Origin of the sequence: Cytobacillus dafuensis, assembly GCF_007995155.1 — a bacterium.
Taxonomy (GTDB): Bacteria; Bacillota; Bacilli; order Bacillales; family Cytobacillaceae; genus Cytobacillus; species Cytobacillus dafuensis.
In genome coordinates, this window is record NZ_CP042593.1 from 4,518,053 (window position 1) to 4,537,686 (window position 19,634).

11 protein-coding genes are annotated in these 19,634 nt (G+C 37.1%); 1 reads left to right on the forward strand and 10 read right to left on the reverse strand.

Translation table 11 applies throughout. The annotated features are described in order from the left end of the window. Nucleotides 1-112: 112 nt before the first annotated feature. From FSZ17_RS21525 to FSZ17_RS21570, 10 genes are all read right to left on the reverse strand, one after another. Entirely contained in the window at nucleotides 113-841 is a 729-nt protein-coding gene (locus FSZ17_RS21525; protein ID WP_057773015.1) for a C40 family peptidase, read from the reverse strand. A 581-nt stretch (nucleotides 842-1,422) separates the two neighbouring features. Next, entirely contained in the window at nucleotides 1,423-1,938 is a 516-nt protein-coding gene (locus FSZ17_RS21530) for a GNAT family N-acetyltransferase (RefSeq protein WP_057773013.1), read from the reverse strand. Between the two features lie 189 nt (nucleotides 1,939-2,127). Continuing rightward, nucleotides 2,128-2,535 carry a hypothetical protein gene (locus tag FSZ17_RS21535; protein WP_057773011.1) on the reverse strand — a complete coding sequence of 136 codons (408 nt, stop codon included), beginning with the start codon at nucleotides 2,533-2,535 and terminating at the stop codon, nucleotides 2,128-2,130. A gap of 600 nt (nucleotides 2,536-3,135) precedes the next feature. Further along, nucleotides 3,136-5,622, reverse strand: coding sequence for a phosphodiester glycosidase family protein (locus FSZ17_RS21540; protein ID WP_057773008.1), 2,487 nt, complete (start codon nucleotides 5,620-5,622; stop codon nucleotides 3,136-3,138). A gap of 319 nt (nucleotides 5,623-5,941) precedes the next feature. After that, nucleotides 5,942-6,850, reverse strand: a complete 909-nt coding sequence (locus FSZ17_RS21545; protein WP_228460250.1) for an anthrax toxin lethal factor-related metalloendopeptidase — start codon at nucleotides 6,848-6,850, stop codon at nucleotides 5,942-5,944. Nucleotides 6,851-7,598: 748 nt separating this feature from the next. Beyond that, nucleotides 7,599-11,054 carry a S8 family peptidase gene (locus FSZ17_RS21550; RefSeq protein ID WP_057773004.1) on the reverse strand — a complete coding sequence of 1,152 codons (3,456 nt, stop codon included), beginning with the start codon at nucleotides 11,052-11,054 and terminating at the stop codon, nucleotides 7,599-7,601. Nucleotides 11,055-11,261: 207 nt separating this feature from the next. Continuing rightward, entirely contained in the window at nucleotides 11,262-12,464 is a 1,203-nt protein-coding gene (locus FSZ17_RS21555) for an efflux RND transporter periplasmic adaptor subunit (protein ID WP_057773002.1), read from the reverse strand. A gap of 16 nt (nucleotides 12,465-12,480) precedes the next feature. After that, a complete protein-coding gene (locus FSZ17_RS21560; RefSeq protein WP_057773000.1) occupies nucleotides 12,481-13,143 on the reverse strand; it encodes a hypothetical protein in 663 nt (220 codons plus the stop codon). 365 nt (nucleotides 13,144-13,508) lie between these two features. Further along, nucleotides 13,509-14,651 carry a glucosaminidase domain-containing protein gene (locus FSZ17_RS21565; RefSeq protein WP_082625276.1) on the reverse strand — a complete coding sequence of 381 codons (1,143 nt, stop codon included), beginning with the start codon at nucleotides 14,649-14,651 and terminating at the stop codon, nucleotides 13,509-13,511. A 1,433-nt stretch (nucleotides 14,652-16,084) separates the two neighbouring features. Continuing rightward, nucleotides 16,085-17,962: a bifunctional metallophosphatase/5'-nucleotidase gene (locus tag FSZ17_RS21570; protein ID WP_057772998.1), complete on the reverse strand. Its 1,878-nt coding sequence runs from the start codon at nucleotides 17,960-17,962 to the stop codon at nucleotides 16,085-16,087. Between the two features lie 583 nt (nucleotides 17,963-18,545). On the opposite strand from FSZ17_RS21570, the gene FSZ17_RS21575 reads away from it, so the two are divergent. Then, entirely contained in the window at nucleotides 18,546-19,583 is a 1,038-nt protein-coding gene (locus FSZ17_RS21575) for a serine hydrolase domain-containing protein (RefSeq protein ID WP_228460251.1), read from the forward strand. The last annotated feature ends 51 nt before the right edge of the window (nucleotides 19,584-19,634 follow it).

The following is a 19,634-nucleotide window of genomic DNA, read 5'->3' on the forward strand; positions in this document are numbered from 1 at the left end:
TATAAAAAAGCCTGTTGGTCACATGCACAGAAAGTGATTCAACGAACGAATCATAAGTCTGTCCACATGCCCCACAGGCTGGTTCAATCATATACATGATGTAGATCTTTTATTAGTTTTTTGCTACTTGTGGTAGTGAATGATAGTTAATATGCGATTTCATATCGGTAATGTAAAGGTCTCCGCCTAATCCATATTGTCCACCATGATTTGAATCATATGCATAAACACGGTATTTTTCACCTGGATTAAGTACTCTTTCAAATGTTAATTTATTATCACTATCACGTTTCCATAGATTAATAGATTTCTTTACTTCAATTACACCGACCTGGTTCTCCCTAATGTCAAGGCCTTGAAACATTCCAGCCGCTTCAGTTGCCGGAGCTTCTATATATCGCTTTGCACCATGATAGGCATTTTTCCAATAGCGTTCAGTTTCTAAATTACTAATCTTAATTCCTTTTGTTGAATCCGCATGGATAAACTGATTATCTCCAAGATAAATACCAGAATGAGAAACTTTCCCACCACCTGTTGTATTAAAGAAGACAAGATCTCCAGGAATTAAATCTTCTTTATTAACTGCTGTACCACCAGCATATTGATCAGAGGAAATTCTTGGAAGTGAGACGTCGAATTTATCGTAAACAAATTTTAAAAATCCGGAGCAATCAAATCCACTCGTACTGTTTCCACCATATACGTATGGAATCCCGATTAATGTTTTACTATAATCAATCATTTCTTCATTTATATTTGCAGCGCTCGCTTTTTCAACTCCGAAAAAAGTTGGTAATAATAAAGCGGCTGTTATGACTACTTTCGCTATTCTTTTCATCTTATCCTCCTGAAAATTAGAAAAATGTCATAATTTATCGTTTATACGTTTATTTTACATTATTTTCAGGTAATTTTTCATTTCAATTCTATTAAATTATACGGTGTTATATTACATTAATGTTACAAATGGCCTAATTCACTAGATTTTAGATAGTCTTCCACCCCAAAAGTCATGAGATTTTCGGAGGGGAAGGAATTCAGCATCTTTGCCGATTAATTCAAGAAACAATTCGCTTCCACTATAGTATCCTCACACCCGTATAACGCCCATATGTAGAATATCTAAATGGAATGCCGGGCTTTTTACAGTTTGCTACATGTAAACATCATTCATCACACGAGTATTCTTCAATGCAACTTCATTTATTGCTTTAGCCCTGTCGATTCTATTGAAGGCAGATGATAAGATAGATCAGCAATTAAGTAGAAAGGGCAATGAAAAAACACCTATCATTTCGGTCTAATATCTCTGTATATGCTGTTGCACATTATCATCCGACTACAACATAAAAAAAGCCAACAGTAACTGCTGACTTCACCAATTTTTATTATACTAAAGCCCCCGGTAGTTCAAAAAGACTAAACTCTAATGGTCAAAGTATAATAAACAAAATTTAACTTCTTACCATTCATTTCGAATTCTTCACTACTAGTAGCTACTCTCTCAAATCCATTTTTCTCTAAAACTTTTTGAGATGCAATGTTATTAGTGGTTGTTTTCGCTTTAATCTGTACTATGTCATTGTCAGGAATTGTTTCTAATAACAATTTTAATGCTATATTTGCAAAACCTTTTCCAGTATGTACTTGCCCCACTCTATAACCGAGATGGCCGATTTTTTGAGATTTATCAATATCTACTAGATTTATTCTTCCCAGAATTGAATGATCTTTATCTTTAATTAAATAGAAATAAGAAATTCCTTGAGCTTGTTCTTCCAGTAAGTCTTCATATCTTTTTTTAAAAATCTCAGGATTATAGTAGTCGTCTCCACGGGTCGGTACCATTTCTTCGAAAAAAGTTCTGTTTTCGAGTTCGAAAATATACAAATTTTCCGCATCTGTGGCTTGTAGTTTTTCAATATATACTTCCATGCGCAATAGCCACCATCCAATAACTGCATTTACTCAATGGTACCATAATCACCCAGTTAATGGAGTCTCGTATTTATTATGACTTTCCGTCTTTGTAACCAATCACCGCCACCAACATTATACTTGCCGCCGTGCCATGACTTTTTCTCTATAACGGAAAAAACCTTCTTAATAGATTTTTAAGAAGGTTTAGGAGAAGTCAGGCCAATTTTTTTGGTATTGGTCTCCTTTTATTTTTCCAAGTGTTTTATATCGGAAAGGCATTAAATCACTTGCTTCTTTATCAATAAATTCCAGAGCTAGTTGTAAAGGAATAAGATGAAATTGATCCTCTGCTTCTGAAATAAAGAATGCATCCTTAATTTTTCCACTCTTCTTCGTATCAATTAATAAAAAAGCAGGATAATAACTGCCATCATTAGCTTCGAGAATCGCCTTTGCCGTAACAAACCCTTTCGGCTCTTGCTCAATATCATCATTTGCTGTTTTATCTAAAGTTTTTTGAGCCCAGCCTTGCCTCTTATAACCCCCAATAATTTTGGGAGGCTCTTTTTCAAACTGTTTCTTAATTTGATCATATTTAGAACTTGATGACATTCTTTTCCCTCCAACGAAAAGGGTCTATAAAGATTTATCCTACAAAAAAGGAACTAAAATAGGACTGCATGTATTAGCGTATCATATCATAAATGACAAATCAAACCAATGCCTAAAACATTTTTTAGTATTAGAAAAACTTGGCGAATGCCTTAGTTTTACTTACGCGATCTTATTAGCAGATATTTAATTGAAAAAGCATTTTACTTTAGTACGTTAATAAACTTAAACTTTCCTTTTAGCTTAGAAAAGCTTTGCGCTCACCAAGTCCTTCCGGTGAATGCCTTAGCTTAATTAAGGCGATCTTTTTTAAAAGAAGCTTAATCAAAACTTCACTTGCACTATAATAACATAAATTTCATTAGCTAACATGCTTGTCTTATTTCTGTAATACGTTTGTATGGGAAAATTAACATTCCGATTTCATTGGCTGATAATTACATAAATTCGGCTGTTATTTACTTAAGTTTGGCTAATTAAAGCTAGAAAAGGATTTCAATAAAAAAGGGTCTGTAATCCCTCGATGATCTAAAAACCGAAGGCAATATTTGCTTACGATTTTTTATCATTGAGGCATTAGACCCTTTTACTTTGAGACAATTATTTGTATACTGCTTGAATTTGATCAATATAAATGACGCCGCTGTTTTTATTGGAGTCATTTGTTTCCATATAGCGGACTGGGACGTCGATTCTTAATGGTGTTTTCAGTCCTTGAGGCAGGCTTGCTTCAACGTACTTCCAACCGGTCCAATCAAGATTCTTCGTGAAATCAAGCTGAATGTCCTGATTATTTCCATCCTTCAGCTGCATTCTTAACCAATGCCCTTTGCCATCTCCGTAAACCCACATGCCGATTTTCTTCGGAGAGCCTTTTATTGCAAGTGGATTAACGGTATCAATATAAGCACCAGATGTTCCTGTTGTACCAGTGAAATCATAGCTGAGCTTGATTGAATGCTTTCCTGTTTTACTAATTGCAGGGTCATGTTCAATTTTTACACTCTTATATCTTGCACCTGAAGCTTTGTAATTTGTAATGCCGCTTTCAAATCCTTCAAGTAGGATCGGCTCAGGTGTGCCAACTGTAACATTTATTTTTGCAGATACTTTTCCGTGCGAAACTGTAATGACGCCTGTTCCATTCGCTGCACCTGCTTTAAATTCACCTTTATTGTTAATCGTTCCAATATTCGGCGTGACACTCCATTTGAATAAAGAAGGATCCGTAATAATTGTCTTTCCTTTATAAATTCCTTTTGGCAGAATTTTATAAACGTTATTTTTCTCAACGATAATATCCTTTTCATCTACTTGAATACTATCTAGAGAATTGATAATACTAAGCTTAACCTTGCTGCTAAGATTTCCAGCTGAAACCGCTACCTCGCTGTTACTTAATGCTGTTGAAACCGTATAGCTGCCGTCTGCATTTTTCTTTAAGGCCGGTGAACTAAACGTAATAGGCTGTGTAACTGGCACTGCATTATAGAACATGTCCATACCTTTTACGGTAATGCCTAAATCCTTATATGTAGCTCCAGCAAAAAGCGTAATTTCTGCAGGCTTCACAACAAGCTGTTGAAGAGGACCTTTCATCCATTGACTAATAAATAATAATGAATTTGCTACGGCACGTTCCTTACCATCAGATGGCTTATTAATGACAGAAACCTTGTCATCCCCATTATCTCTTGTAACCATCGTCGAAGATCCGCCGCCATCAAACGTAAAGGCATTAATAGCACCAAGATCCTTCATAACAGAAGCCATTTCAGGTAATGTTAGCCCTACGCTATGACTGCTTTGACGTCCATCAACAACAGCAGTGACAACGCTGCCATCCGCTTTAATTCCAATCGCAGATCTTGGATGAACACCAGGAACGTCCTGATTAACGATAGAGCCATTTTTCACAAGATGATAACGCCCGCTGATTGCTTCCACGACTTGATTCCATTCGCTTTGGGCAAATTCCGCTTTAACCTCTACTTTGTCGCCTTCCTGAATCGTATGTAAAAAATCGCTGGCAAAATTATGTCCTGATAAGACAAATTCACCACTATTTAATGATTCATTCCCTACATTGCTTGCAACCTTTACAACAGTACCTGTTAAGACACTATGTCCGTTCAACTGACCAGAATCGATTTTGACAACAACCTCTGTGCCAAGCTCATTTGTTCTTGTTGAGCTAGCAAATTCTGGCGTATAAAGAACAAGATGATTAGCTGAACGAGTGCGGTTGACGGTATCAATTTTATATGGTTCTTGTCCGTTCACTTGGACCGATAATTTTAATTCAGGACTTCCGATGAGAGGCTTCCCATCCTTTGTAACACCAAATACAGCTAATTGATCCAAAGGAGTTTGACTTGTTGTGAGAATATTTCCTTTTTGAATCATCAAATCAATGGGATGGCCATTTTTATCAAAATAATCTCCATTGATACCAGCCACAACATGCTTGTCCCCAGTCTGTGCACCATTTGCTTGATTCTTAACTGTTTCAAAGCCGAATAATTGATCATTTGCTAATGCTGTTTCTAAGCTGATCTTTTCTGTTTTTCCATCATATTCAACGGTAAAAATTTTCTGCTTTCCTCGATTGCTATCAACTGAAAGCTGAGTTTCCGTAACACCAGGGGCCAATTTCTTCGATTGCTGCTGAGTTACTTTCCCGATCGATAAATTGCCGATTGGCTTCGTTGTGCCGCCACCGCCGCCATAGGCAGCTTCTAGTTCAGCAAGTTTTTTCTTAGAAGGTGTTCGATAATCGACATAACCTTCCATTTTCGTAATATAATAGCCGCCGCCAAGTCCGTACTGACCGCCATATAGATTGTCATAACGATAGACTCGATATTGCTCACCAGGCTTTAATACACGTTCGAAAACTAGCTTATTTCCTTCTCTTTTCCATAGATTAATAGGCTTAATCACTTTAATTTTTCCTACTTGCCCTTTTACCATTAGCAGACCGTCCCAATACACTTTCGGTTCGCTTGCTTGAGCTTGAGCAGGTGAGTAAAGTCCAAAAATCAATGCTGCAATGACTACTACATTAATAAACCATTTTTTACTCATTTTCCCTCTCCTTCTTTATACTATTCTATTATTATATGACATTTTCCCAAAAAATTGGACAAATAACTCTATAAAACGACTATTTGACTATAATAATCGTGAATTTTCTACTTTATTTTCGGGTAGCATTGTTTTTTAAAAGTAAAGCTAGGTCTTAGGAAGATTAAACAACTCTATGTGTAGTAGTTAGGAGGGAATATTTTTCTAGTAAAATTTAATCGAGGAAGTTGAAAATAAAGGTGCTTTTTTGACGATATCGTTTACATTTCTAAGGAATTTAGCCATTCAAATAAAAAAGCCCTCGAATTTCGAGAGCGAATCACTTAATATTTTCTATAACTTGATAGGTTTTCGGCGCTAATTTTTGTAGTTTTTTTCTAGAGTCCTTGTCTCGATAATACATGGCAAATGCTTCTGAGAAATATTCCTCAGGGTACATATTAAAATATGGTTCCACCGGAAAAAGCTTTTTCTTTTCTGAATTCCATACAGTATGAAAAGCGGATGTTGATGATAAATTATTTTTTAGAATACTATCGATTGAATGAGCTAGCTCGTGTAATTCAAGGTTGACCGAGCTATGGCCATTCCCCTTATCACTATAGCCAATTCGAACGGCTACGGTGTTACTTCCGCCAATTCCGGGAACGTCATCCCACGTCTTATTCGTGCCCTCCCAGCCTCTCGGAACGACGCCCTTTAGATGCGAAAATTCTTTCATATCCGTAATTGGACCATTTACTAGGTGAACATGTATATTTTGAGTGATAAGCTGAACTAAAATAGATTCTGGCAGAGGTTTTAACCGTTCTTTTATTTGCTTAACTGCTGCAGAGTCTCTATTATTTTCAGGTGAAATCACAACGGTTTCAACTAAGCACTCTTGATCGCAGTCAAGAAGCTTGCGTTTTGATATAGAAGGAGTTTCATAGATAACATGACCTTCTATATTCGTTATATAGAGATCGCCTCCAACTCCAAATTGACCGCCGTACTGGTCATCCATTCTGTATACTCGGTATTTTTCGCCTTTCTGAAGCTGTCTTTCAAACTGGAGGCCATTTTCTGTTCTTTTCCATAAATTAAGTGGTTTCACAATGGTTACTCGGCCAATTTGACCTTTTTTAAGCTCCACGCCATCCCAATAAACGGTTGCTGCCTGTGGTTTCTCGGGGTTAATCAATATTAATAGGAATAATGCGGCAATCATTAATAGACATTTTCTCATGTTCATCCCCCCTACGATTATGGCAGTATTAGTTTTTACTATTTTAGATACTATTAACTTCATTTTATATTAGATTCACAGGTAAGAATAGCCCTTCAAATGCTAATAAAATAAGCTTAGTTGTAAATCAGTAGAACTTCTCCTAATAGCCAAATCTTATTATGATGTGACTCCCGAATCGATATTGAGTTTGGCATGACAATTTTGTCAGCTAGGTACCGGTAACAGCAAAAATTATCTCTGGATGGGCATCATTCTTGTGCTTTCACTTAAGGGCAATATCTCATCTAGACGGGCACCAATCTTGCGCTTTGGCTACCGCTTAAGGCAATTTTCCCTCTAGACGGGCACCAATCTTGCGCTTTGGTTACCGCTTAAGGCAATTTTCCCTCTAGACGGGCACCAATCTTGTGCTTTGGTTACCGCTTAAGGCAATTTTTCCTCTAGATGGGCATCAATCTTGTGCTTTGGTTACCGCTTAAGGGCAATATCTCATCTGGACGGGCATCAATCTTGTGCTTTGGTTACAGTTTACGGCTCTATTTCCTCTGGATAGGCACCAATCTTGCACCTTATCAGCCTCCACCCTCTATTATCATCAGCCAATCCAACCGTTTAACAGAATAAGCCCTCTTCATAAAAAGAAACCAGTCCCCTATTTTCAAGATGGACTGGCTCCTAATAAAAATTGCCCTGTTCAAGTTAGAATCTTAACCTGATTCCTGAAGCTGCAGCTACTGAAGCGAGATCACTTGTATACATTTAATGTATACGGTGTTAATGTCGCGTTGCCGATGACATCGCGGACTTTAATGTGATAGGTTCCCTTTTTCAGATCGAAATTCAGGACTTCCTTGTCTCCCTCAGGATAGTAATCAGCTGTTGAAATAAGCTTTCCATTACTGTATAAAGAGATCACACCATCGATCTCAATACCTGCTTCAAGCTCAATTTTTCCTTTTGTGTTCTTATCAAGCTTAAGCACGTACCAGTCTTCATCTCCATAAGCAACACCTGCATTTAAATGGCCAGTTGCTTGCAAATGCTTCGCTGACTTCGCTTTGAGAGCGAGCGGCTTGGATGGGATGTTATTTTTTACGACTGAGTTTTTATCCTCGTCATTTTTGTTTACAGGGTTTACTGCTAATGTGTACGGCAATAGTGAGAATGAGCTTGCCCCTTCAAAGTAAGCCATTACCGAGATGATATAGTTTTTATTTTTTTCCGTTTTGAAGGAACCGAATGTTTTACCTAGTCCTGCACCTTTTTGAATGAATTGTGCGGTTCTCATTTCCTCATCATCAAGCTTGCGGTTTTTATTCGTATCCTCGTAAATTGCGAGCACCCCTGCAAACTGGCTTAAGAGCTCCTTCGGATATTGCTTCTTAAATTTATCGCTAACCTGTTTTCTTTCCAGCTTCACTCCGTAGATTTCATTCTGCTTGCTTTCAAAATAGAAGTTATCTTGATCATACGGCATCGCAAAGTTGCCTTCTATGTTACTTGCTGGAAGATTCTTAACTCCTTCTAACTTATCATTATCCTCATATTTGTCCTGTGGATTTTTAACGATCAGCTTAGAAGTAATTGTATATGGGTCAAATGAGATAGATCCGTTAAAGTAATTAGTATTGACCTTAACATAATAGGTATCATCCTTTTTTAACCCTGTAAATAAGATCTCGTCTAATTTACCAGTCTGCCAGAAAGAATATTCGTTTGAAGCAATTTGTTCAAAGTAGGAATATTCTTTCCCTTTATGATCCTTTTCTGTTTTAATTTGATAGATTCCAAGAATAGGAATATTGGCGTTGTTTTTCTCTAAAGAAAACTCATAAATGCCTGTATCCCCAGGAGTTACACTGAACCAGTCCTCATCCTCAAAGGTTTGTAAATATCCTGTCGCTGCTTGACCTATCGTATAAGACTGAGCGCCATCCTTGATTGTTTGAACATAATCAAATTCCTCTTCAACTGGGTCCATTAATAGAAGCTCTTTCTTCTTTTCTAACGTGCTAGCCTCTTCTTCTTTAGGCATAAGGAATGGCAAGGAATCTTCATCTGGAGGAAGAACCTTTCCTTGAACCTTTAACTGATACGGAATTGCGGATGATTCAGGCTTCTGCTCTTCCTCCATCATATTTCCATTGATAAAGAAGTCGAAGAATCCAAAATAACTATTTACTTTATTTGAAACTTTTATAGAATATTCCACTTCAGGCTGTGCAACAAAGGATAAGGTCTCTCCTTCACTTTTCCCTTTATTATTAGCGTAGAAGGATGGCTCTACCTCGTCCTCCTTTAATTGTGGAAGCTCGTACATTTCTCCATCTTCAGAAGGCGGCATGATAAATTTTTCGTAAACACTTATACTAGTGTCGACGCCAGGTATACCAGTAAGGTCCATTTTAATGACTTGCTGCTCTTTGACAGAAAGGGTGAAATAGTCATTGTCTCCTTCTTCACCAATTAATGTATACTTTTCCTTTGAAGAATCGTATGGAAGCTCAATGTTAATTGGCTTTTCGAAGGTTGATTCATCAGCAGGAAGAACAGGATATTTTTTGACAGAAAAATTAAATTTTGAAAGCTGTTTTTTGGAATCATCATAGCTTCCATTAACATCCTTTACGCCAAATGCTAGTTTTCCAGTGTAAGGCACTTTATAAAGCTTGCCTTCAGTCTTACCATCTAGCACATTATTAATATCGAGCTTATCCTTCCCTTCTGGAGACTGAAGATTAATCATTAATTTATAGTCATACTGCTTTGCTCCATCTAGAGAAAATTGAACATATTCTCCAGCCTTTACATCTGTATAATACCATTTTTCTTCAAAAGGCTTCGTAATGGCTCCCTTCAGTTCTGACACTTTCGCTAAATTGACTTCCTCTGCTTTTTCAGCGATTTCTTTATCAGTCCAAGGCTTATTTGCTAATGCAGGAAGCTTTTTCACATCAAATTTTAGAGCAGCAACCGGATTGACAAGCCCATTTCCAAACTTGATATCAAATCCAGGATCACCTAAATCGTCTGCTGTATGTTCTAAAATATATTCAACCTGAGCAGGAGTTAAGTTTGGATGCTTCGATAAAAGCAGTGATGCAACACCAGCAACCATTGGAGACGCCATAGAAGTTCCGCTCATTTCTCGGAAGCTTGATTTTTTCTCATATTCATAGATTGTGCTGTAAACTGCTTCACCTGGTGCTGCGATATCAACCGATGGTCCATAAGATGAATACGATGATAGATTTTTCGACTTATCGACCGAACCAACGCTGATAACACCTTCGTAGGCAGCAGGGTAACTCGCCATGTCATTTCCACTATTACCGGCAGAAGAAACAACCGTGATATTTTTTTCTAACGCCTTTTTAATTGCTTCTTCAATGATTGGCGATTTCATTGGCCCGCCTATGCTCATGTTAATTACTTTGGCATTCTTTTCGACTGCGTGTAAAATCCCTTGGGCAATCGAATAGTCATAAGCCCCCCAACTTCGATCGAATACATCGATTGGAAGAATCTTCACATTCGGGTTCACTCCATATCCGCCGATACCATTATCCTTATTACCCGCGATAATCCCGGTAACATGAGTTCCATGGAAATCAGGGGTACCTTGATTCATCGGATTGACCGCATTATAGCCAGGCAATAGCTTTCCCTTTAGTTCAGGATGATTCACGTCCACTCCTTGATCAATCACAGCAACTGTAACAGAATTCTTCCCAGCAAGCTTATGGGCTTCATTTAATTTAAGCATGCCAATATGATAGGACTCGCTGACCTTTGGATCTGGTGTACTTAAAGGTTTATAAAGGGCACTTGGATTAACTGAGTTAACATGTGAAAAGCCTCTATATTTCTGCATGACCTTTTGGAGGTCTTTTTTGTTTTTCACCTTCACAACGGCATAGTTAAGGGATGGAAAATCCGTTACGAGTGTTCCTCCTGCAATTCTATGCTCTGCTTGTGTTAATGGTTTTGAATATTTGATAACAAACGTATCTTCACTCAAAGCCTTTTCATTTAGCTGTTCCAGCTTTTTCTGAAGCTGTGGCTGACTCACTTCAACAGCCGATACATTCGGAAAATTTTTTAAAGAGTCTGCTGAGACTGTTATGGCTGGACTTAGATTACTAGTAACCAAACCTAGTCCAACAGTAATTGTCAATGCATTCTTAACCCATTTCTTCATAATATCCCCCTTCTCATTTACTACCCCTATATTACATATATCTGGCAAATAATAGCAAGAAATACCATGTGGAAACTTTTTGTATAATTCGACAATTATGTGTGAAAGGCAGTATTTGTGGACACTTTCACTGTCATTTAGCTATTTAAATGGGATAGCACAATGTACACTCCACATGTACAAATCATTCTGCACCATACACCCCGTTTATCTGATTAAAAAACCTTTTAACATATATTTTAAAATATGCTTTTTTCTCATTTCTTTTATTTCAGAGATTTCTAGCTTTGCTAGATTTATAGGAGAATAAATAGACGGCCCTTCACCTTTTTTTATGGCAGATGGATCGCTAACAATGAGCTCACCTTTTTCAACCCCAGACTTGACTTGGATATTGTGATCGGATTTTACTCCCGTCTTAATTTCTCTTTCCTCAAGCTTTCCACTAGAATTTATGATCCAGACAAAGGAACCCTTCTTTTTCTTTACTACACTTTGCTTAGGAATCATAAGTGCACCATTAATCTCATTTGTTATAAAGGTAACGTCCACATGAGATCCTTGAAGAAGATCAGGTGCTTCATCATCCAATTGTATTGAAAAAGGGTATTGACTTGCTTTTTGTTCTGAATAAGCTCCATCGGGCAAATGGTCCGCTTTCGCAAGAGTTCCATTAAGCTTCCCCTTTTTAGTAGAAACGACAGCAGGAATACCGATTTCTACCATATTTCTTTCTTCTTCATTCAAGTTTCCTTGAATCGTTGGGATCGCTGAGCTGATTGTTATCAAAGGGTTTCCTAAACTTACATTTACATCCTTCACTATGCCGTCAACCTCACTCACAACCGTCAGCTTTCCTTCACTCGTTTGAATAGCTTTCAGCTCTTGGTCAACACTATCAGCTGTTTGCCTTAACATGTCAGCCTGTAACTGTTTATTGGAAATATCTTGATCAATGCTATGTATAATCGAACGTTCAATAGCCTTTTCTTCTTCATCAAACGATAAAGAATCCCGATAGTCAGTAAGCTCTCTAATATGTTTTTCTAAAACACTGATTTCACTTTCAATCTTTTCTTTCTTCGCCTTCGTTCTTGCAAGATCCGCCTCTATATCAGCAGAAATATACTCATATAACGGGGTACCAGCCTCTACTTCCTCCCCTTTTTTAACGAAGAATTGTTTAAATGACCCCATTTTTTGATCGTAGAAATAATAGGACTCTTCTTCAGGAGCAACGATTGCCTTTGTATGAAAGGACTGCTTAATATTTTCCTTTTCAGCAGGTAAAAAGTTTTTGATATAAGCGGATCGTTCAATTTTGGAATCGTCTTTCAGGATTAAAAACATATTTCCTGCGATAAGCAAGCCGCCAGCAATAAATAAAATTAGCTTGATCTGTTTCTTCATTCTTCCCACCACCTGTCTATATCAAACTTTCAATTTTTAGATAGGATAATAATGCAGACGCAAGCCAAAAGAATACATGTACAAAAATAATAATGAATAATACCAATCTCGGACTTTTTTCACTTACATTTTTCAGACCTTTATATTGAAAATAAATCACCCAAATTTTAAAAATAGAAAGATGGGAAAAGAACTGAACGATTATGATATTTGAGGTCATATATCTCATCAACACACCTAGCGAGAAAGGTGATGCTTCAGGACCAATCCCTAGCCAGATATTCAACGGCAGCAAAATCGCCTTTTCCGCCAGCAATAGACTGAGGACGAATAGTTGAACCACTACGATTTTCTTATACGGTAAATCCAGCATAGCCCAAAGAATGACCGAGAAACCAAAGAGAATAAACAAAGCATAGGCAAGTCCCCATAAAAGCTGACCTGCAGTGATGAGAAGCTTCTTAGCCTCTAATTCCTGTCGACTGATTTCCGTTATTTCTTTCATTAAAAAATCCTGACCTAAGCCAAAGTAGCCACTTAATGAAAATAGAAGAATACTAAACAAGGTCAATAAAGCAGCCTTTTTCCATACCCCTCTTACTTCCTCTGCCTTCCCGATTTGATAAGAGAAAACATTCGGATCAAGAAGTCCCTTCCATAGATGCACGTAATAAATCATCTGTCGTACCTCCAAATTTATGCTTCACTTTCATTCTATCTCATTAGTAGAAAAAATTCCCTTTCCAACCCCATTTATTGTAAAAATTAGGTATTATAGCACAGAGGGATACGATGCTAGCCGATTTTATAGATAAAGTGAAACTTCCATCAGTGGGGGTTTTTTTCATCCCCCACTGATGGTTAGTTGAACCAATCGGGCTTTTACGGGCAGTAGACCCCCACCTATCTTCCTCGCTTCTCTCTTAATCTTGAGGTGGGGGTCTACTGCCCGTTAATGCGGGATAAAAGCAAATCGATCTAAAAAGAAAAGGGACGTCCCTAAGCTGAAAAATAGACTTAGAAGACATCCCATTAGATGATCTATTAATGATTATTGTAAACTTGTTTCTGTTTATCATAATTTAGATAGAAGCCACCGCCTAGATCAAGCTTATTGCCATTGATTGCGTACACTCTAAACTCTTGGCCTTTTTTCAAGGTTTTAGCAACTGTGCCATTTGTAGCATACAGCGGACTATCTGCTGTCATTTTGATTGTGCCTTTATAAAAAGAAACACCGGCATTACGTTGAATATAGTAGCCCCCGCCTACATAATAGGCTTTGTCATCATAGCTGTACACGCGAACAATCTCACCAGGAGCTAGCTTCCGATGAACTTTTCCATCTGGTCGATAGAGATTAACATCCTTATTTTTTATATGCAGCCTGCCAATATAAACACTCATTTTACCGCTATTGGCAGCAATATAATAGTTTCCACCCATGTTATAGTTGTTTCCAATCGTTCCGAATACTTTATAGTTATATCCTTTTTTCAACACCTTCGTCACTTTTCCATCAGGACTAATAAGCGGCATATCCGCTTTCAAATAAAGGGCAGCTGGAGGAAGTTTGGAAGACCAATCGCTGCTTACATTCGGAATCGCTAAATTGATACTCTTCATCTCTGAAAAAATAGCCAGAATTCGCTCTCCGTATTGATCCCCTGGAACGGCCCAGCGATTATTCAAATCTGTCCAATAGGGAGCTATCCCCCGCTTTACATAATCAAATCGCGGATCAATTTTCTCAGTGACAAGCGGCTCGGTATTTGCATAGGCTTTCAAATGCTGAATTTGCGCTCTTACCCCTTCTTCAGGCGTATTAAAATAAGCTCCTTGTGCACCGCCGCCAACCGCACCAATACCTGAGTAGTTATTCTGTTCAGGCAATACATCCTTCCCAAATTTAAAATAACCCGTCTCCAAAATCGCTTGCGCAAAAGCAATATCCCCGCGAATTCCCTCTTGGCGTCCTAAAGATAAATATAATTCTGCCAATCTATAAATATCCACCGTCGTTAACTTCGGCTCAGGATTCTTTAATAAAACATAATCCCCCATTTGCTTAGCAGTTAAAATCGAGCTGCCTGCAATAGGCACTTTATCACTTGATGCTTGTGCCGGTGTAAAAGTGGAAAGGCTAAGAACTAAAACAAAAAACAATGTAACTAATTTCTTCATCATCTTCTCCTTGAAATCTATCTTTTTTGTAATATAGTTTTATTTTACATGGATATCGGAGGGAACAAAAGGTGGTAGGGGTATTTATTCTTTTCAATTTGGTAAATATTATTTCATTTGGTTGATATTTTTGAGCTTTTGATGACTAATTTTTGATAGCGTGGAGAATGGTTGTTGATTGGCTGATAAACTGGTGAATTTGGCTGATAATCTTGATTTTTGGCTGATAACCGGCTAGATTTAGCCGATATTTTTTAAAAAAATCGTGGAAAAGTGGAAACAAAGCTTCGTTAGTTTCCAAATTTAAAGATATTCGTAGAAAAAATGGAAACAAAAGCCGCGTAGTTTCCCATTTTTTTAAAAAATCGTGGAAAAGTGGAAACAAAGCTTCGATAGTTTCCACTTTTAAAGATATTCGTAGAAAAAATGGAAACAAAAGCCGCGTAGTTTCCCATTTTTTTAAAAAATCGTGAAAAAGTGGGAACGACGCTTCGATAGTTTCCAAATTTAAAGATATTCGCGGAAAAGATGGAAACAAAAGCCGCGTAGTTTCCCATTTTTTTAAAAAATCGTGGGAAAGTGGAAACAAAACCTCGTTAGTTTCCAAATTTAAAGTTATTCGTAGAAAAAATGGAAACAAAAGCCGCGTAGTTTCCCATTTTTTTAAAAAATCGTGGAAAAGTGGAAACAAAGCCTCGTTAGTTTCCAAATTTAAAGATATTCGCGGAAAAGATGGAAACAAAAGCCGCGTAGTTTCCCGTTTTTTTAAAAAAATCGTGGAAAAGTGGAAACAAAGCTTCGATAGTTTCCAAATTTAAAGATATTCGCGGAAAAGATGGAAACAAAAGCCGCGTAGTTTCCTATTTTTTTAAAAAATCGTGGAAAAGTGGAAACAAAGCTTCGATAGTTTCCAAATTTAAAGATATTCGTAGAAAAAATGGAAACAAAAGCCGCGTAGTTTCCCATTTTTTCAAAAAATCGTGGAAAAGTGGAAACAAAGCTTCGTTAGTTTCCAAATTTAAAGATATTCGCGGAAAAGATGGAAACAAAAGCCGCGTAGTTTCCCGTATTTTTAAAAAATCGTGGAAAAGTGGAAACAAAGCTTCGTTAGTTTCCAAATTTAAAGATATTCGCGGAAAAGATGGAAACAAAAGCCGCGTAGTTTCCCATTTTTTTAAAAAATCGTGGAAAAGTGGAAACAAAGCTTCGATAGTTTCCACTTTTAAAGATATTCGTAGAAAAAATGGAAACAAAAGCCACGTAGTTTCCCGATAAACTTTAGAATTTGTCTGAAAACTAGCTATGTTCGGCCGATAAACTTAAAATTTACTAATAACCTGCTAGTTTTTCTGATAAGTTTGTAAAAATTATTCATTTCAATTTAAGATTGCAAAAAAAACAGAGAGCCCTTAAGACTCTCTGTCACTACTTAACTTCTATTTATTCAACTCAGCCAATTTTTTCTTAGACGGTGTTTCGTATTTAACATAGCCCTTCATGTTGGTAATAAAATGACCGCCACCTACACCATATTGGCCGGAATACTTGCTATCATGAGTGTAAACTCTGTATTTCTCACCCGGGTTTAACACGCGGACAAAAGTAAGTTTGTTATTTGCATCGCGTTTCCATAGATTGATTGGCTTTTCGATGACCACTCGGCCAATTTGACCTTTTTTCATTAATAAGCCATCCCAGTAAACCTTCGAACCTGGCTTTGGTGTTTCTGGTTTTGGTGTTTCTGGTTTAGCTGGTTCTTCCTTCTCCATCGGTTTTGCAACAATGCGTCCTTCTACTTTTGCATTCACTGTTCCGATCTTTTGGATATACGTAATCAGTGCTTCATCTAAAGCAGGGAACTCGTTTGCGATCGGGCTTTCTCCGAATGAAGTATACTCATCTCCGCCTGCAGCCATAAAGTCATTTGTCGCAACCAAATATTTTTTATTCATATCAACTGGCTGCCCTTTAATTTTCATTGAATGTACTCGGCTGCCCTTTTCTTGAGCTGTATCAATAGCAAATGTTAAACCAGATACTTGCGGGAATGCACCTTTTGATTCTGGGTATGAACTTACCCCATTTTCAAGACCAGCCTTAATTTGGGCACCTGTTAACTCTTTTGTAACAATATAGTTACCGAACGGAAGAACAGTAACAACATCACCTTTTGTGATCGTACCTTCATTGATGGATGCACGGATTCCGCCGCCATTTGTTACTGCCATATCCGCTCCAGTCATGTCTACCATTGCGTCTGTAATTAGATTACCAAGGTTTGTTTCACCAACACGAACTTGCTCGCGTTCGCCATCTAGCTTCACTGCAGTCTTACCAATCACTTCTGATAAAATTTTCTCTTGATCCGTTTTAATATCAGTAATGACTTTTTCTACTTCTGGATCTGGTTTTACATCTGCAGTTGCATCTTTATTAATTAATTTTGCCGTTTTATTCGTTAATTTTTTGCCTTCAAACGTTAACTCAACGACACCAAGATTCTTTGTATATTCACCAGAGCTTACGATTAATGTATCATTCTCACCTTTTAAGCCTTCAACAAGAGTAGAATGGCTGTGACCGTCTACAATTAAGTCGATGCCAGGAGCCCCTTTTGCTACTTTAATCGATGTTTCTGTACTAGATTTATCGATACCAAGATGTGTAACCGCAATAATCATATCAACATTTTGAGCTTTTAATTCCTTCACCATTGCCTGAGCTTCTTTAACAGGGTCAGTAAAAGTTAAGCCCTCAACATTTTTCGGGTGTGTTTTATATGAAGTTTCTGGAGTTGATAAGCCAAAAATACCTAATTTAATCCCGTCTACTTCTTTAATTGTATACGGTTTTAATAGATTAGACCCATCTTTTTGGCGAACATTCGCACTTAAAACCGGGAAATCTAGCATTTTTTCAATTTCTAATAATCTCTTATAACCATAGTTAAAATCATGATTCCCGGCAGCCATACCGTCATAGCCAACCTTATTCATGACTTTCGCAATACTTTCCCCTTTGCTAAGTGTTGCAAAAGTCGTTCCATGCAGTGTATCTCCTGCATCTAATAAAAGTGTATTCGGATTTTCACTTTCATATTTCTTTACAAGTGTTGATAACTTAGCAAAGCCCATTCCATCATTTTTACTTTCCTCTACACGTCCATGTGAGTCATTCGTATGTAGAATAGTGATCTTCTTCGTATCTGTATTAGCCGTTGTACTTTCAGCTTTTACAGAAAACTGTCCACCAAAACCGGACCATACTACTACAGATGAAACTAATACAGCAAAGCCCTTTTTAAACTTTTGCATGGCTTACCTCCTTGTAATCTCTTACTATTTCAAAAATATTATATATTAAAACTTTTAACCTTTGGTAAATAAAATGTAAAATATTAAACAATTAGTAAATTTTACCCATGATAAAATAATCATTTAATCATGTTTTATATTCCCATACTCATCATACTAGTTTACAATAGTAAGTGTACGCTAGCAGATAAATCAATTGGTTTATTTTCCAGTGTGCTTACCTAACTTGAATAGACATCGGGAATCCGATGTCTATTTTTTTGTTATATTCGAGAAGCGCTGTGAAGCAATACTGTATTTTATGAAATTGGATCGTACTAGGATTATGACCATTTTACTCAGGTTTTTCCTGAAATGGGGCCTATTTCTCATCGATTAAAAATCACTAGTCTATGAAATCTTCATAAGAAGGGGGATTATAATCAGGGGAATGGTTTCGTGATTTTTCTTGAAGTTGTCTGTCCCAAAGTTGATGAAAATCAATTTTTAGTGCATTTTAAACTCATAAAAAATACCCTTTCTTGTAAAATGTAAGTAATCACGAAGTCTGTAAAACATTTATAAGAAAGGAGTTCTTATGGGAATGAATAAAGTACTGAAATTCGAAAAAATTTTTAATAAAACGAGGAATTCAAAGCTAATTCACGAAGGAATTGTTTATATTGAAGATTCAAGCGGTAACTTTTCTTGGATCAAAGGCCATGGCGGTAAGGATGTAGATTCACCATTGTTAATGGCGAGCATTACAAAGCTGTTTACCACCGCCTGTATTTTGATTTTACAAGAGCGAGGAAAGCTATCTTTGAATAATGAAATATCAGAATTTTTCAACAAAAATACCCTTAGCAAACTACATTTCTATAAGTCAAATGAATATTCATTTGATCTATGTATTTCCGACTTGTTATTTCAAGTTAGCGGATTACCTGACAAATTTGAGGAGAAAAAAAATTCTACAAAAAAGAAAGTAATTAATGAAGATTTCTCCTTTTCTTTTGATGAACTTTTGAATTGGACAAAGCAGCTAAAACCACATTTTGCTCCACAAACGAAAGGGAAAGCCTATTATTCTGATATCAATTTTGATATACTCGGTGAAATTATTGAAAATGTGAACGGTACAACATTGGCTGAAGCCTACCAACAGTTGATTTTTGCACCATTACAACTTGAACATACCTACCTGCCTCAAAGTGAAGGAGATTTTGTGCCAAATATATACTACAAGGATAAAGTATTGAAGCGTCCTAAATTTATAAACAGTTGCCGCGCAAGCGGTGGTGCTGTCTCTACTGCTCGGGAAATGATGATATTTATTAAAGCATTTTTTGGTGGAAAATTATTTAATAAGGCGATTTTCAACACACTCGCATGTTATAACAAGCTGCAAATCACAATGTGGCCTATTTCCTATGGAGGAGGATATATGAGAATTGCCCTTGGTGGCTTCATGACACCATTTGTGGAAAAGGGAGAATTGCTGGGGCATTCCGGTTCAACAGGTTCATTTGCATTTTATTACCCACAGAAGGACTTGTTTTTTGTAGGGGATGTAAATCAGTTTTCTAATCCTGCACTGCCAATTCGTCTAACTATGCAGCTTGCAATGGGAGCAAAATAAAGTGAAACTTCCATCAGTGGGGGTTTTCTTTCATCCCCCACTGATGGTTAG

Coding starts and splice junctions, on each gene's coding strand:
- FSZ17_RS21560 (WP_057773000.1), bottom strand. CDS start 13,143: ATGATTTATTACGTGCATCTATGGAAGGGACTTCTTGATCCGAATGTT.
- FSZ17_RS21545 (WP_228460250.1), bottom strand. CDS start 6,850: ATGAGAAAATGTCTATTAATGATTGCCGCATTATTCCTATTAATATTG.
- FSZ17_RS21555 (WP_057773002.1), bottom strand. CDS start 12,464: ATGAAGAAACAGATCAAGCTAATTTTATTTATTGCTGGCGGCTTGCTT.
- FSZ17_RS21550 (WP_057773004.1), bottom strand. CDS start 11,054: ATGAAGAAATGGGTTAAGAATGCATTGACAATTACTGTTGGACTAGGT.
- FSZ17_RS21575 (WP_228460251.1), top strand. CDS start 18,546: ATGAATAAAGTACTGAAATTCGAAAAAATTTTTAATAAAACGAGGAAT.
- FSZ17_RS21540 (WP_057773008.1), bottom strand. CDS start 5,622: ATGAGTAAAAAATGGTTTATTAATGTAGTAGTCATTGCAGCATTGATT.
- FSZ17_RS21530 (WP_057773013.1), bottom strand. CDS start 1,938: ATGGAAGTATATATTGAAAAACTACAAGCCACAGATGCGGAAAATTTG.
- FSZ17_RS21525 (WP_057773015.1), bottom strand. CDS start 841: ATGAAAAGAATAGCGAAAGTAGTCATAACAGCCGCTTTATTATTACCA.
- FSZ17_RS21535 (WP_057773011.1), bottom strand. CDS start 2,535: ATGTCATCAAGTTCTAAATATGATCAAATTAAGAAACAGTTTGAAAAA.
- FSZ17_RS21565 (WP_082625276.1), bottom strand. CDS start 14,651: ATGATGAAGAAATTAGTTACATTGTTTTTTGTTTTAGTTCTTAGCCTT.
- FSZ17_RS21570 (WP_057772998.1), bottom strand. CDS start 17,962: ATGCAAAAGTTTAAAAAGGGCTTTGCTGTATTAGTTTCATCTGTAGTA.